Genomic DNA, 13,912 nt, shown 5'->3' on the forward strand with positions numbered 1-13,912 from the left:
ACACGCGGAAGCCCGGGCTGCCGGCTCGCGGCGTGCGCGCCCTCGCCGGGCTCGTCGGCGGCCCGTCGGCCGCGCTCGGCGGCGCCGCCGGCACGCTCGCCCGCCGCAACGCGATGCGCAACCCGGGCCGCACGGCGGTTACCGCGCTCGCGCTGACGATCGGCGTCACGCTCGTCACCGCCGTCACCGTCGTGGCGACCGGGCTCCAGAACGAGAGCTCGGGCGCGCTTGAGCGGCGCGTTCAGGCGGACACGATCATCACCGCCGCCGACGGCTGGTCCCCGATCGACCCGAAGGTCGAGCAGGCGCTGACCAGCTCAACCAGCAGCATCCGCCAGGACGGCGGGCTCGTGTTCGGCGCCCAGGAGGGCATCAACGGCGTCGACCCGGCGACGATCGAGCGCTTCTACCGCTTCGACTTCACCGACGGCGGCCTCACCGGCGACGGCGCGGTCGTCGACGAGGGTTTCGCCACCGAGCACGGCCTGGAGGTCGGCAGCCCGCTGCGGATCCAGTCCATGGGCGGCACCACGCTCGACCTGAAGGTCTCCGGCATCGAGGAGTCGGCCATCCTCGACGTGCTCGGTCTCGGCCCGATCACGATCTCCCACGCCGCCTTCGACCGTGCGTTCGAGCAGCAGCGCAACCGGCTCACGTTCGCCGCGGACGTCCCCGCCGGCGCGCTCGCCGCGTTCCCGAACGTCCAGGTTCAGGACAAGGACGAGTTCATCGACGCGCAGACGGCCTGGATCGGCATGCTGCTCGCGATCCTGTGGGTGCTGCTGGCGCTCGCGGTGATCGTCAGCCTGTTCGGCATCGTCAACACGCTCGTGCTCTCCACGTTCGAGCGGATGCGGGAGCTCGGCACGCTGCGCGCGCTCGGCTTCAGCCGCCGGCAGATCCGGCGCATGGTCCGCCACGAGAGCGTGATCACGGCGCTGATCGGCGCGACGCTCGGCATCGCCGCCGGCCTCGTGCTCGCCGTGGTGGTCGTGGAGCTGCTGGGCGAGTACGGGCTGAGCTTCACCGTCCCGGTCGGCAGCCTGCTCGTGGTCGCCGTGATCGCCGGCCTGGCGGGCATGCTCGCGGCCACGATGCCGGCGCGCCGCGCCTCCCGCATCGACGTCCTGAAGGCGCTCGCCTACGAATGAGTCTCGCGGGCCTTGGCGGCGTCGAGCGTGCTGCGGACCTCGCGCAGCAGCTCGTCGCCGTCGAACGGCTTGGCCAGGAACGCCGTCACCGGATCGTCGGTCCCGCCGAGCGGCGTATCGCCGGTGTAGCCGCTGACGAACACGACCGGCAGGCCGGGTCGCCGCTCCCGCGCCTGCACCGCGAGCTCGACGCCGCTCATCCCCGGCATCACGACGTCCGTGACGAGCACGTCGGCGGCGTCGAGCCGCTCGAGCGCGACGGCGCCGCTCTCGACTGAGATCACCTGGTAGCCCGCGGCGTACAGGATGCGGCCGGTGAGCATGCGGACGGCGTCGGCGTCCTCGACGACGAGCACGGTCTCGCCCCGCCCGCGCGGCGCGCTGGGGGACGGATGGTCGTCGGACGCCCGCCGCACGGCGGGCAGGGTGATCGTCACGGTCGTGCCCTGACCCGGCTCGGACTCGAGCTCGATCCGCCCGCGCGCCTTGGTCACGATCCCGTACACGGTCGCGAGCCCGAGGCCCACGCCGTGGCCGGAGACGGCCTTGGTGGTGAAGAACGGCTCGAAGGCGTGCGCGGCGACCTCCTTGGCCATGCCGCGGCCCGTGTCGGCCACGACGACCTTCACCGCGCGTGAGCTCGGGCCGTCCGGGTCGCGCATGACGGCGTTGGTGGCCTCGATCCGCAGCGTCCCGCCCTCCGGCATGGCCTCGCGCGAGTTCATGGCCAGGCTCATCAGCATCTGCTCGAGCTGGCTGCGGTCGGCCTCGACGTCCCACAACCGGTCGTCGACGTCCACCTGCAGATCGACGTCGTCGCCGAGCGTGCGGTGCAGCAGCAGCTCCAGCGACTCGATCACGCGCCGCAGCGAGAGCACCTCGGGCGTGCCGGACTGGCGGCGCGAGAACAGCAGCAGCCGGCGCGTGAGCTCGGACGCGCGGCGGGAGGCGGCGATGATCTGGTCCACGTCGCCCGCCGTGCGCGAGTCGTCGGGCAGCTCCTTGCGCACGAACGCCGCGTAGTTGGCGACGACCGCCAGCAGGTTGTTGAAGTCGTGCGCGACGCCGCCCGCGAGCTGGCCGACCGCCTCCAGCCGCTGCGCCTCGCGCAGCCGCGCCTCGAGCCGCACGTGGTGCGTGATGTCGGTCGCGATCCCGCCGACGCCGTAGATCTCGCCGCTGCGCTCGTCGATCAGCGGGAACTTGACCGACAGGAAGGTCCGCGTGTGCTCGCCGTGCGTGACCTCCTCTTGGAGCTCGATCGGTTCGCGCGAAGACATCACGCGCAGGTCGTCGACGCGCATCCGGTCGGCGACCTCGGGCGGGAGCACCTCACGGTCGTGGCGGCCGATCAGCTGCGCGGCGGGCTTGCCGTGCAGGCGCTCGAAGGCGCGGTTGACGAGCAGGTAGCGGCCCTCGGGGTCCTTGAGGAAGATCGCCGCCGTCGTGTTGTCGAGCACGGCGCGCAGCGCCCGCGGGTCGGCGGTGCGCAGCACGACGAGCTCGTACTCGCCCATCGGGCAGCGCGACACGTTCAGCCCGGCGGGCAGCTCGCCCAGCGGCGCACCGACGGGATCGCGGCCCAGCAGCTCCTTGGCCCGCGCGTTCGCGAACGCGGCGACGCCCGCCGCGTCCACCCCCACCATGGCGTCGGGTGCGGCTTCGAGCAACGCCTCGAAGGTCGGGTGGCCGGTGGGCATCTGCCGCGCGAGTGTAGGGCGATCTTTACGCTCGAAGGCGTCGCGCGGCTCGTACTCGCGCGACCTGTTCGAGCTCGACCTTACGCAGGCGCACCGAATGGGGCGTCACTTCCACGCACTCGTCCTCGCGCACCCACTCCAGCGCCTGGTCGAGCGAGAGCTTGCGGGCGGGCACGAGGCGCACCAGCACGTCACCCGTCGATGAGCGCATGTTGGTGAGGTGCTTCTCCTTGACGGCGTTGACGTCGAGGTCCTCCTGGCGGGCGTTCTCGCCCACGATCATGCCCTCGTAGACGTCCTCGCCCGGCTCGACGAACATCGTGCCGCGCTCCTGCAGGTTGAACAGCGCGAACGACGCCGTCTTGCCCTTGCGGTCGGCGACGAGCGAGCCCTGCTGGCGCAGGCGCATGTCGCCCGCCCACGGCTCCCAGCGGTCGAACACGTGGTGCATCAGACCGGTGCCGCGGGTCTCGGTCAGGAACTCCGTGCGGAAGCCGATCAGGCCGCGGGCGGGGACCAGATAGTCCATCCGGACCCAGCCCGTGCCGTGGTTAATCATCTGCTCCATGCGGCCCTTGCGCAGCGCGAGCATCTGCGTGATCACGCCGACGTAGTCCTCGGGGACGTCGATCGTCAGGCGCTCGACCGGCTCGTGGCGCGTGCCGTCGATCTCGCGGATGACGACCTGTGGCTTGCCGACCGTCATCTCGTAGCCCTCGCGGCGCATCAGCTCGACGAGAATCGCGAGCTGCAGCTCGCCGCGGCCCTGCACCTCCCAGGTGTCCGGGCGCTCGGTGTCCAGCACGCGGATCGAGACGTTGCCGATCAGCTCCTGGTCGAGGCGGTCCTTGATCTGGCGCGCGGTGAGCTTGTCGCCGTCCTGGCCGGCCAGCGGCGAGTGGTTGATGCCGATGGTGACGCTGATCGACGGCTCGTCGACGGTGATCACCGGCAGCGGGCGCGGGTCCTCAGGATCGCTGAGCGTCTCGCCGATGGTCACCTCGGGCAGGCCCGCCACGGCGATGATCTCGCCCGGACCCGCTTCGTCGGCGGACACGCGCTCGAGGTTCTCGGTGATGTAGAGCTCGGTGATGCGCGCGTTGGAGATCGTGCCGTCGGCCTTGCACCAGGCGATCGTCTTGCCCTTGCGGATGATGCCGTTGTGCACGCGGCAGATCGCGAGGCGGCCGACGAACAGCGAGGCGTCGAGGTTGGTGACGTGGGCCTGCAGCGGCATGCCCTCCTGGTACTTCGGCGCAGGGATCGTCTCCACGAGCAGATCCAGCAGCGGCTTGAGGTTCTCGCCCGGCTGCGCCAGGTCGAGCGTGGCCGTGCCGGCCTTCGCGTTCGTGTAGACGACCGGGAACTCGATCTGCTCCTCGGTCGCGCCGAGGTCGATGAACAGCTCGTAGACCTCGTCGACGACCTCGGCGACGCGCGCGTCCGGCCGGTCGATCTTGTTGATCACGAGGATCACCGGCAGCTTGCTCTCGAGCGCCTTGCGCAGCACGAAGCGCGTCTGCGGCAGCGGTCCCTCGGAGGAGTCGACCAGCAGCAGCACGCCGTCGACCATCGTCAGGCCGCGCTCCACCTCGCCGCCGAAGTCGGCGTGGCCGGGCGTGTCGATGATGTTGAGCTTGACGTCCCCGTGCCGCACCGCGGTGTTCTTCGCGAGGATCGTGATGCCCTTCTCGCGCTCGAGGTCCATCGAATCCATGACGCGGTCATTGACGTCCTGGTTGTCTCGGAAGGCGCCGGACTGCCAGAGCATGGCGTCGACGAGCGTCGTCTTCCCGTGGTCGACGTGCGCGATGATCGCCACGTTTCTGAGGTCTTCGCGAAGCTGCATGAGCGCGGGTTAGGGTAGAAGTCCCGCCATGGAGCTGATGCCGGCGCGGGAGTCGCGTGCCTGGACGTTGCTGCTGCTAGGGACCGCCTCGCTGGTCGGCGTGCCGCTGCTCATGTGGCGGGCGCAGGCCGACGGCGACGTCGGCGAGGTCGTGGAGATCTTCCTGCTGATGATGGCCGCGGGGCTGCTGATCGTGGCCGGGTTCTCGGTCTGGCGCACGCGCGGGAGCTTGCGGCGTGCGCAGCCCGCTCCCGAGGACGCGAAGGTGCTCGCCGGCAGCGCGGGCTGGCGGCTGCTGTTCGTCGCGATGGGCGTCGCCGGCGGGCTGGCGCCGTTCGGGCGCGACGGTCCCAACGAAGGCGACGCGACGTTCGCGGCGTTCGGGCTCGGGCTCGTGTTCGGGGCGCTGGTCGGCGTCGCGGTCGGGCTGTGGTACCTGCGGCGGCGCGAGGGCGCCGACGACACGGAGCTGCTGCGGCTGCACCGGGGGAAGGAGCAGCGCGTGAAGTACTTCGTGCGGTAACCGGACGGTCACGCAACCGGACCAACGGTCCGCATAGCGTCGCGGCGTTATGAGAATGAATCTCCCCCGGCGGCTTGCCCTGGCCGCCGCCACTCTCGCGTGCGCCGCGTTCCCCGCCGGCGCATCGGCCCAGGACGGCCAGCGCTCGAGCTTCCTGCTCGGCGTGCTCCCCGACACGCAGTTCTACTCGCGCTACTCGATCCCGGCCTCGGGCGAGCTGTTCATGAACCGGTTCGGCACCGAGCCGTACATCGAGCAGACCAAGTGGCTGGTCGACAACCAGGCCAACCTCGAGATCCCGTTCGTCACGCACCTCGGCGACATCGTCGACCGCGCGACCGTGACGGCCGAGTGGGACGTCGCCGACGAGGCGATGAAGGTCATGGAGACCGGCAAGCTGCCGTACTCCATCCTCGCCGGCAACCACGACGTCACCGGCAACCCGGCCACGGAGCCGTTCCCGCGCCGCTTCCCGACCACGCGCGCCGCCGCGCAGACGACGTTCGGCGGCCGCGACGCGTCCGGCATGAACGAGTGGCACACGTTCACGGCTGAAGGCCGCACGTTCCTGGTCCTAGCGCTGTCGTGGGACCCGGACCAGGCCGACATCGACTGGGCCAAGAGCATCCTCGCCGCCAACCCGACGCTGCCGACGATCCTCACGACCCACGACATCCTCGGCATCGCGTCCGACGCCGTCACGGCCGTCGAGGGTACGCAGGGCCGCCGTCTGTGGGATGGGCTGATCTCCGGCAACGATCAGATCTTCCTGACGCTCAACGGCCACAATCACGGCGCCGCGCACATGCGCAAGACCAACGCCTTCGGCAACAGCGTCGACCAGATCGTCTGGGACTACCAGATGGCCTACAACGGCGGCAACGGCTACCTCGGCCTGCTCGAGTTCGACTTCACCAACAAGCGCATCCAGTCCGCGGTCGTCTCGCCGTGGATCCGCCTGAAGCCGAAGAACACGATCGTGCCGGAGTTCGACCAGGCCGTCCGCACCGAGCCGGGCGCCAACCTCAACCTGCCGATCGACTTCGACCAGCGCTTCGCGCGCTTCGAGGGCGCTCGCGGCCCGCTCGGGGCGCCCAACGGCAACCTCCTCGCGGCCGCCAAGGCCAAGGTCGTCGAGGGCTACGAGGAGCCGGACGCCACGCTCCCGAGCCTGCCGCTCAACGACACCGACTACCCCGAGGTCGAGGGCACCGTCGCCCACTGGCGCTTCGACAAGTCCAAGCTGGGCGCGCCGGAGCCGGGCACCGTCACCGCCACCGACATCGCCGGCGGCGCCGACATGCGCCGCGGCGCGCTCGCCGGCACGGCCGCGCTGGCGGACCTGCAGATCTCCAGCGATCACCACCTGCTGTCCTCCAACGGCGCGAGCGCGTGCTTCCAGAACAACAACGCCGGCCGCGTCTCGTTCATGAACACGGCCACGGGCGCCGCGATCAACCAGCACGCGTTCCCGCAGGGCTACACGGTCGAGTCGTTCATCAAGATCGACCCGAACTGGTCGGCCACGAACAACCAGTGGATGGGCGCGCTCAACCGTGAGGGCACCCGCCGGGAGATCGCCAACGTCGTCAACCCGGGGTGGAGCTGGGACGAGCCGGCCTTCACGCTCTCGATCTCGAACCTGCGCGAGGTCCAGTGGAACGCGCTGGCCATCTCGGCCGACGGCAACGGCTACCGCGAGCGCACCAACTGGTCGGGCGAGGTCATGCCGGACCGCTGGATGCACATCGCCAACGTCAACGACCCGGTGTCGAAGACCTCGACGCTGTACGTCGACGGCGCGCCGGTGCTGCGCAACTCGATCGACGCCGTCGGCCTCGCCACGGCCAACAAGGCGTGGCGGATCGGCGCGACCGGCGGCAACGGCTGGTTCGGCTGCGTCGGCGAGACCCGCATCATCGACCGCCCGACCTCGCCGGACCAGTGGCTGACGCAGCGTCGCTACCTCCCGGCCGAGGAGGAGACCGAGGTCAGCGGCACCGTGCCGGCGACGCTGGCCCTGACGCTCGGGAAGCCCGCCGCGTTCGAGCCGTTCGTCCCGGGCCTGCCGAAGACCTACACGGCCTCCACGACGGCGACCGTCGTCTCCACCGCCGGTGACGCGACCCTGACGGTCGCCGACCCGAGCGCGAGCAACACCGGTCACCTGGTCAACGGCGCGTTCGTCCTGGCCAAGCCACTCGGCGGCCTCGGCGTCGTCAAGACCTGGAACGGGCCGACCTCCAACGAGCCCGTCCCGGTCCAGTTCACGCAGGAGATCGGCGGCAACGACCCGCTGCGCACGGGTACGTACTCGAAGACGCTGACCTTCACGCTGTCGACGACCCAGCCCTAAGCACAGCGGTATCCGCCGCAGCTATACACCGCGCGTATACGCGCGGTGTATAGTGGTGGGCATGGCGATCGGAACGACCTTCCTCGGCCTGCTGGAAGCCGGCCCCCGACATGGCTACGACCTCAAGCGCGCGTACGACGAGCGCTTCGGGGCGGACCGGCCCCTGAGCTACGGGCAGGTGTACGCGACGCTCGCGCGGCTGCTCAAGAACGGGCTCGTGGAGGTCGACGGCGTCGAGCCCGGCTCCGGGCCCGAGCGCAAGCGCTACGCGATCACCGACGCCGGCGTGACCGACGTCGAACGCTGGCTGGCCCAGCCGGAGAAGCCCGAGCCCTACCTGCAGTCGACGCTCTACGCCAAGGTCGTGCTCGCGCTGCTGACCGGACGCGGCGCGCACGAGCTGCTGGACGCGCAGCGCGCCGAGCACCTGCGGCTGATGCGCGAGCTCACGGCGCGGCGGCGCGACGGCGACATCGCCGACGTGCTGATCTGCGACCACGCGCTGTTCCACCTGGAAGCCGACGTGCGCTGGCTGGAGCTGACGGCCGCGCGCCTCGACGAGCTCGAGGCGGTGGTCGCGTGATCCTCACCGCGCGCGCGTTGAAGAAGACCTACGGGATCACGCCCGCGCTGGCGGGCGCGGACTTCGAGATCGCGCCGGGCGAGGTCGTCGCGGTGATGGGGCCGTCGGGCTCGGGCAAGTCGACGCTCCTGCACTGCATCGCCGGGATCATCGCGCCGGACGAGGGGACCGTCGAGTTCGACGGGCGCGACCTGGGGTCCATGAGCGACGTCGAGCGCAGCGCGCTGCGGCGCAGCGAGTTCGGGTTCGTGTTCCAGTTCGGCCAGCTCGTGCCGGAGCTCTCCTGCCGGGAGAACGTGGCGCTGCCGCTGCGGCTGGACGGCGTCGCGCGGCGCGTCGCCGAGCAGCGGGCGGACGCGCTGCTGGAAGCGCTCGAGGTCGGCGGCGTGGCCAAGCAGCGTCCGGGCACGGTGTCCGGCGGCGAGGGCCAGCGCGTCGCGGTCGCCCGCGCGCTCGTCACCGACCCGCGCGTGCTGTTCGCCGACGAGCCCACGGGCGCGCTGGACTCGCTCAACGGCGAGCGCGTGATGGAGCTGCTGACCGCCGCGGCGCGCGAGCGCAACACCGCGGTCGTGCTCGTCACGCACGAGACCCGCGTCGCCGCGTACTCGGACCGCGAGGTCATCGTGCGCGACGGCCGCACGCGCGAGACGGTCTCGTCATGAGGGAGCTGCTGCTCGGCGCGCGGCTGACGCTCGCCGGAGGCCGCACGGGCATCGTCCGCACGCTGCTCACCGCGCTCGGCGTCGGCCTCGGCGTGGCCGCGCTGCTGCTCGCCGCCTCGCTGCCCACCGTCCGCGCGGAGCAGGAGGCGCGCGAGCAGGCACGCGAACCGGTCGTGACCGAAGGGCCGGCGGGTGCGCAGACGGTGCTCGTCGGCTCGCTGGAGACCGAGTTCCTGGGCCGGGAGATCCTGGGGCAGCTGTTGCAGGCCGAAGGACCGCGACCGCCCCTCCCGCCAGGGTTGTCGCGCTTCCCGAAGCCGGGGGAGGTCTACGTCACGCCCGGTCTCGCCGAGCTGCTGGCGACGCCCGACGGGCGCCGGCTGCTCGCGCCCCGGCTCCCGGGGCGCGTCGTCGGAGAGATCGATCGGCGCGTCCTGGTCGGTCCGGCGGAGCTCGGGTTCTACGGCGGTACGGACGACCTCGAGCTCGGCGGCCCGGTGCAGCGCGCCGAGCGCTTCGGCGCGACCGGCCCGCGGTGGCCGCTCGACCCCGCGCTGGTGCTGCTGGTCGTGATTGCGCTCGTGGGCTTGCTGATCCCCGTGGCGGCCGTCGTCGGCGCGGCGGTGCGCACCGGTGGCGAGGAGCGCGACCGGCGGCTGGCCGCGCTGCGGCTCGTCGGCGCCGACCACCGCATGACGCGCCGGATCGCGGCCGGAGAAGCGATCCTGGCCGCGGCCGTCGGCGTGCTGTTCGGGATCGCGCTGTTCGTCGTCGCGCGCGCCTTCGTCAGCGAAGTCGAGTTCCAAGGCCTGAGTCTGTTCGGCTCCGACGTGCGGCCGTCGCCGCTGTTGGGCGCGCTCGTCGTGGTCGGCGTGCCCGTCTCCGCGGTGCTCGTCTCGCTCCTCGCGCTGCGGCGCGTCGTCGCCGAGCCGCTCGGCGTCGTCCGCAACCAGGGCGCGAGCCGGCCGCGCCGGCTGTGGTGGCGGCTCGTGCTGCCGTTGGGCGGGCTCGTCGTGCTGCTTCCGACCACGGCGCAGCACGAGGACAACGTCAACGCGATTCAGCTCGCGCTCGGGATCATCGCGCTGTTGATCGGCGTCGCGGTGCTGCTGCCGTGGCTGGTCGAGCGCGTCGTCGCACGGCTCGGCGCCGGCACGGTGGCGTGGCAGCTCGCCGTTCGGCGCCTGCAGCTGGACCCGGGCGGCGCCGCGCGGGCCGTGTCCGGGATCGCGGTCGCGGTGGCGGGCGCGATCGCGCTGCAGATGGTCTTCCACGGCGCCCAGGCCCGCTTCCAGGACGACACCGGTGCCGACCCGGACCGCGCGCAGCTCGTGCTCATCCGTGACGCGCCGCGGGTGACCGCGGGGGACGTCGCCGGGCGGCTGCAGCGCGTCGACGGCGTGCGGTCGGTGACGGCGGTGACCGAGTACGACGGGGGCGTCTACGTCGGTGCGTGCGCGGCCCTGCGGGAGCTGGCGCGCATCGGCGACTGCCGGCCCGGAGACGCGTTCACCACGCCGCCCGGCGGGCCCGCCGGCGCCGCCAAGGCGCGCTACCCCGAGGCGACGGTCGTCGGCGGCCGCCAGGACCCGGGCGGCGCCAAGCGCGACGGCGTCTTCGCCACCCGCGCGCCGGAATCCGATCCGGTCGCGGTCTTCGCCTTCGTGCGCGCCGATCCGAGCGCCTACGACGCGGTCCGCAACGCCGCCGCGGAGCTCGATCCGCTGATCTCGGTCAACCAGGTCGAGCGGATCGCGACCGACGCGCAGTTCGCGCTCATGCGGCGCGCGCTGTTCGCGGGGGCGACGATCGTGATGCTGCTGATCGGCTTCAGCCTGCTGCTGACCGCGCTCGAGCAGCTGCGCGAGCGGCGTCGGCTGCTCGCCGTCCTCGTCGCGTTCGGGACGCGGCGCAGCACCCTGTCGTGGTCGCTGCTGTGGCAGTCGGCGGTGCCGGTCGCCCTCGGGCTGCTCGTCGCGCTGACCACCGGGATCGGGCTCGGCGCGATCCTGCTCGCCGTGATCGACGCGGGCATCCGCGTGGCCTGGCCCGACGTGCTCGCGATGGCGGCCGCGGGCGCCGTCGTCGTCCTGCTGGTCACCGCGGCGAGCCTGCCGGTCTTGTTCCGCACGATGCGCCCAGAGGGACTCAGAACCGAGTAGTCTTCGGCTCGTGGCGTTCTACATCTTCATCTGAGTTCACCCCGTTCCCACGGCCCGGCCGCGCCCGCCTTCGCGCGGCCATGAACTCGAGGATGCGCCATGCCCCGCAGGACCCCGGGCGACGCACGCCGTCGCACGCTCTCCCAGAACTTCCTCCATGATCAACAGGTGGTCGCCGACATCGTCGCGACCCTGCACCCGCCGCCGGGCGCGCTCGTGCTCGACCTGGGCGCGGGCGCCGGCGCGCTGACGCGGGCCGTCGCCGCGGGCGGGAACCGCGTGCTGGCGGTCGAGCTCGACCCGCGCTGGGTGGGCGTGCTCCGCTCGCGCGCCCCCGCCTGGGGTGACGTGACCGTCGTGGCCGGCGACGCCCTGCACGTGCCGTTCCCGGCGGAACGCTTCCTCGTGGTGTCCAACGCGCCGTACGCGATCGGCACCAAGCTCGTCCGCCGGCTGCTCACCGACGCGCACGGCCTCACCCGCGCCGTCGTCGTGCTGCAGCGAGAGGCGGCGCTGCGGCTGGCCGGCGGCGGGCGCTTCGCGGCGTCGTGGGCGCCATGGTTCGAGCTCACCGTGCACCGTCGCGTACCCGCGCGTGCGTTCCGGCCCGTCCCGTCCGTGGACGGCGCCATGCTCACGGTCGTCCCGCGCGCCCAGCCGCTGCTCTCGCCCGCCGCCTACCCGCGCTACGACGCGTTCCTGACGGCCGCGTTCAGTGGACGCGGCAACACGCTCGCCCGCCGGCTGAACGTGCGGCCGTCTGCGCTGGCGGCGCTCGGGCTGCCGCGCGACGCGACCCCGGGCGCGGTCCCGCCCGAGGTGTACGCACGGGTCTTCACCGCTTTGGAGTAGCTTCCGCGGCCAGTTCTCGTCGGGAGGGTCTGCATGAAGCGCGTATCGCTGCTGGTCGCTCTGTTCGTCTCGCTGTTAGCGGCGCCGGCGGTCGCCGCCGGGCCGTCACCCGGCGCGCCCGGGATCGGGGACCCGCTGTTCCCCGGCCTCGGCAACGGCGGCTACGACGTCCAGCACTACGACGTCGCGGTCCGGTACGGAGCCGCGTTCACCGATCCGGTGGAGGGCAACGTCACGATCCTCGCCCGCGCGACCCAGGCGCTCAGCCGCTTGAACCTGGACTTCGCGGGCCGCAGCGTGGGCGCGGTCGTGGTCAACGGCGCGCCCGCCCAGTGGCGGCGCGAAGGCTCCGAGCTCGTGATCACGCCGCGCCGCGCGATCAAGCACGGAGCGCTGTTCGTGGTGACCGTGGCGAAGTTCGTCGCGGTGCCGACCGTGCCCAGCGACGATCCCGCGTCCACCGGGCTCTTCATCCACCCGTCGGGCACGGCCACCGCGCCGCAACCCGACCTGGCGCGCTACTTCCTGCCGTCCAACGACCACCCGCGCGACAAGGCGAGCTTCGACTTCCGCTTCGACGTCCCCGAGGGCCGGACCGCCGTGGCGAACGGCGTTCCGCTCGCGAAGTGGACGAGCCGTGGGCGCACACACTCCGTGTTCGTCCAGCGCCAGCCGATGGCGACCGAGCTGATCCAGATGGCGGTCGGCGACTACGACGTCACCTACGACGGCTTTCACGACGGTGTCTTCCGGCGCGACGTGACGGCCAGGCCGCTGACCGCGGAGTACCTGCCGCTGCTCGAGCCGACCGACTCCCAGCTGGACTGGATGCGGGCGCGTGCCGGCCGGTACCCGTTCGACCTCTACGGCGCGCTGGTCGTGGACGGCGGGCTGGGCTTCGCGCTGGAGACCCAGACGCTCTCGCTGATGGACAAGTTCTGGTACGCGGACCTCGGCAAGGACACGTGGGACGCGACGCTCCTGCACGAGCTCGCGCACGAGTGGTACGGCAACAGCGTCTCGCCCTACGCGTGGAGCGACCTGTGGCTCAACGAGGGCCACGCGAGCTGGTACGAGTTCACGTGGGCCGAGGAGTTCGACGCCCTCGAGGAGGACACGACGGGCTACCCGGACGAGCAGGGCTACGCGACCGTCGTCGAGCTGATGAAGGCCGTCTACGCGCACGGGGACGAGTGGCGCGCGGAGAGCGGGCCCGTGGCCGCGCCGTCGAGCGCCGACGAGCTGTTCGCCTTCCAGCGCTACCACGGCGGCGCGCTCGTCCTCTACGCATTGCGCCAGAAGGTCGGCGCTGACGCGTTCGCGCGGATCGAGCGCGCCTACCCCGAGCGCTTCCGCAACCGGTCGGTCACCACGGACGACTTCATCGCGCTCGCCGCGGAGATCTCCGGGCGGCGCGACGTGATCCCGTTCCTGCGCGAGTGGCTCTACGGGACCAAGACGCCGCCGATGCCCGGCCACCCGGACTGGACGGTCAACGACCCGGCGACCCAGCGCACGGCGACGCTGCCGAACCCTCGCGCACACAAGTAAGGCGCAGCCACGCGAGGCCGCCGTCGAGCGCGGTGGCCTCGCGCAGCTCGAAGGTCCGCGCGGGCGCGTCTCCGCACCAGCGCTTGCCGCCCGCCGCGACGACGGGGTGGACGAGCAAGCTGACCTCGTCGACGAGATCCGCCTGCAGGAGCGCCCCGGTCAGCGCGCCGCCGGAGTCCACGCGGACGATCCCGCCTTCGAGCTCGCCGAGGTCGGTGAGGACGCGCGCGTCGCGCCAGTGGCCGGCGTTGCGCAGCCGGTCGAGCGTGCGGGCGTCGATGCGCGAACGCCGGTCGGTGACGAGCAGCAGCGGCCCGTCGGCGTTCGGGCCCGGCTGCGGCGCCTGCGCGAGATCCTGGGCGAGGATCGTGTCCGCGCCGGTGAGCGTCACGTCCTCGTGGAACTGCTCCGCGAGCGCGTAGAACACCCTGAGGTCCGGCTCGAAGCCGGTGGTCGCGCCGTCGAGGGACACGGCGACGTGGACCACGACATGCATGGAACCGCACCATAGGCCCACTTC

General features: G+C 72.0%; 11 protein-coding genes. 8 read left to right on the top strand and 3 right to left on the bottom strand.

Annotated elements, in window-relative coordinates; all coding sequences use genetic code 11:
* On the top strand, positions 1–1,151 hold a 1,151-nt coding region (locus tag OJ962_RS16555; RefSeq protein ID WP_270006486.1), incomplete at its 5' end, for an ABC transporter permease.
* Here OJ962_RS16555 and OJ962_RS16560 read toward each other — a convergent pair.
* Both OJ962_RS16560 and typA read right to left on the bottom strand, forming a co-directional pair.
* Positions 1,142–2,851: a PAS domain-containing protein gene (locus OJ962_RS16560; protein WP_202956653.1), complete on the bottom strand. Its 1,710-nt coding sequence runs from the start codon at positions 2,849–2,851 to the stop codon at positions 1,142–1,144. The two genes, OJ962_RS16555 and OJ962_RS16560, sit on opposite strands and share 10 nt — an antisense overlap.
* Positions 2,852–2,876: 25 nt before the next feature.
* A complete protein-coding gene (gene typA, locus OJ962_RS16565) occupies positions 2,877–4,700 on the bottom strand; it encodes a translational GTPase TypA (protein ID WP_202956654.1) in 1,824 nt (607 codons plus the stop codon).
* Positions 4,701–4,728: 28 nt separating this feature from the next.
* Between typA and OJ962_RS16570 the strand changes: the two genes are divergently transcribed.
* The 7 genes from OJ962_RS16570 to OJ962_RS16600 all read left to right on the top strand — a co-directional run bounded on the left by OJ962_RS16570 (position 4,729) and on the right by OJ962_RS16600 (position 13,392).
* Complete coding sequence (locus OJ962_RS16570; RefSeq protein WP_202956655.1) at positions 4,729–5,223, top strand: hypothetical protein; 495 nt, start codon at positions 4,729–4,731, stop codon at positions 5,221–5,223.
* 49 nt (positions 5,224–5,272) lie between these two features.
* A complete protein-coding gene (locus OJ962_RS16575) occupies positions 5,273–7,579 on the top strand; it encodes a LamG-like jellyroll fold domain-containing protein (protein WP_202956656.1) in 2,307 nt (768 codons plus the stop codon).
* 61 nt (positions 7,580–7,640) lie between these two features.
* A complete protein-coding gene (locus tag OJ962_RS16580; protein ID WP_202956657.1) occupies positions 7,641–8,162 on the top strand; it encodes a PadR family transcriptional regulator in 522 nt (173 codons plus the stop codon).
* A complete protein-coding gene (locus OJ962_RS16585; RefSeq protein ID WP_202956658.1) occupies positions 8,159–8,827 on the top strand; it encodes an ABC transporter ATP-binding protein in 669 nt (222 codons plus the stop codon). Before OJ962_RS16580 ends, OJ962_RS16585 begins: the two co-directional genes overlap by 4 nt.
* Positions 8,824–10,989, top strand: a complete 2,166-nt coding sequence (locus OJ962_RS16590; RefSeq protein ID WP_202956659.1) for an ABC transporter permease — start codon at positions 8,824–8,826, stop codon at positions 10,987–10,989. Before OJ962_RS16585 ends, OJ962_RS16590 begins: the two co-directional genes overlap by 4 nt.
* Before the next feature lie 99 nt (positions 10,990–11,088).
* Positions 11,089–11,841: a ribosomal RNA small subunit methyltransferase A gene (locus OJ962_RS16595; protein ID WP_202956660.1), complete on the top strand. Its 753-nt coding sequence runs from the start codon at positions 11,089–11,091 to the stop codon at positions 11,839–11,841.
* Between the two features lie 33 nt (positions 11,842–11,874).
* A complete protein-coding gene (locus OJ962_RS16600) occupies positions 11,875–13,392 on the top strand; it encodes a M1 family metallopeptidase (protein ID WP_202956661.1) in 1,518 nt (505 codons plus the stop codon).
* Here OJ962_RS16600 and OJ962_RS16605 read toward each other — a convergent pair.
* On the bottom strand, positions 13,334–13,888 hold the full coding sequence (locus tag OJ962_RS16605; protein ID WP_202956662.1) for a dihydrofolate reductase family protein: 555 nt from the start codon (positions 13,886–13,888) through the stop codon (positions 13,334–13,336). The genes OJ962_RS16600 and OJ962_RS16605 overlap by 59 nt on opposite strands.
* Positions 13,889–13,912 lie beyond the last annotated feature (24 nt).

Source organism: Solirubrobacter deserti (genome assembly GCF_027587175.1).
GTDB lineage: Bacteria > Actinomycetota > Thermoleophilia > Solirubrobacterales > Solirubrobacteraceae > Solirubrobacter > Solirubrobacter deserti.

What these genes read in the sequence shown, in the direction of transcription:
- OJ962_RS16560 (WP_202956653.1), bottom strand. Translation starts at nt 2,851, where the DNA reads ATGCCCACCGGCCACCCGACCTTCGAGGCGTTGCTCGAAGCCGCACCC.
- typA (WP_202956654.1), bottom strand. Translation starts at nt 4,700, where the DNA reads ATGCAGCTTCGCGAAGACCTCAGAAACGTGGCGATCATCGCGCACGTC.
- OJ962_RS16570 (WP_202956655.1), top strand. Translation starts at nt 4,729, where the DNA reads ATGGAGCTGATGCCGGCGCGGGAGTCGCGTGCCTGGACGTTGCTGCTG.
- OJ962_RS16575 (WP_202956656.1), top strand. Translation starts at nt 5,273, where the DNA reads ATGAGAATGAATCTCCCCCGGCGGCTTGCCCTGGCCGCCGCCACTCTC.
- OJ962_RS16580 (WP_202956657.1), top strand. Translation starts at nt 7,641, where the DNA reads ATGGCGATCGGAACGACCTTCCTCGGCCTGCTGGAAGCCGGCCCCCGA.
- OJ962_RS16590 (WP_202956659.1), top strand. Translation starts at nt 8,824, where the DNA reads ATGAGGGAGCTGCTGCTCGGCGCGCGGCTGACGCTCGCCGGAGGCCGC.
- OJ962_RS16595 (WP_202956660.1), top strand. Translation starts at nt 11,089, where the DNA reads ATGCCCCGCAGGACCCCGGGCGACGCACGCCGTCGCACGCTCTCCCAG.
- OJ962_RS16600 (WP_202956661.1), top strand. Translation starts at nt 11,875, where the DNA reads ATGAAGCGCGTATCGCTGCTGGTCGCTCTGTTCGTCTCGCTGTTAGCG.
- OJ962_RS16605 (WP_202956662.1), bottom strand. Translation starts at nt 13,888, where the DNA reads ATGCATGTCGTGGTCCACGTCGCCGTGTCCCTCGACGGCGCGACCACC.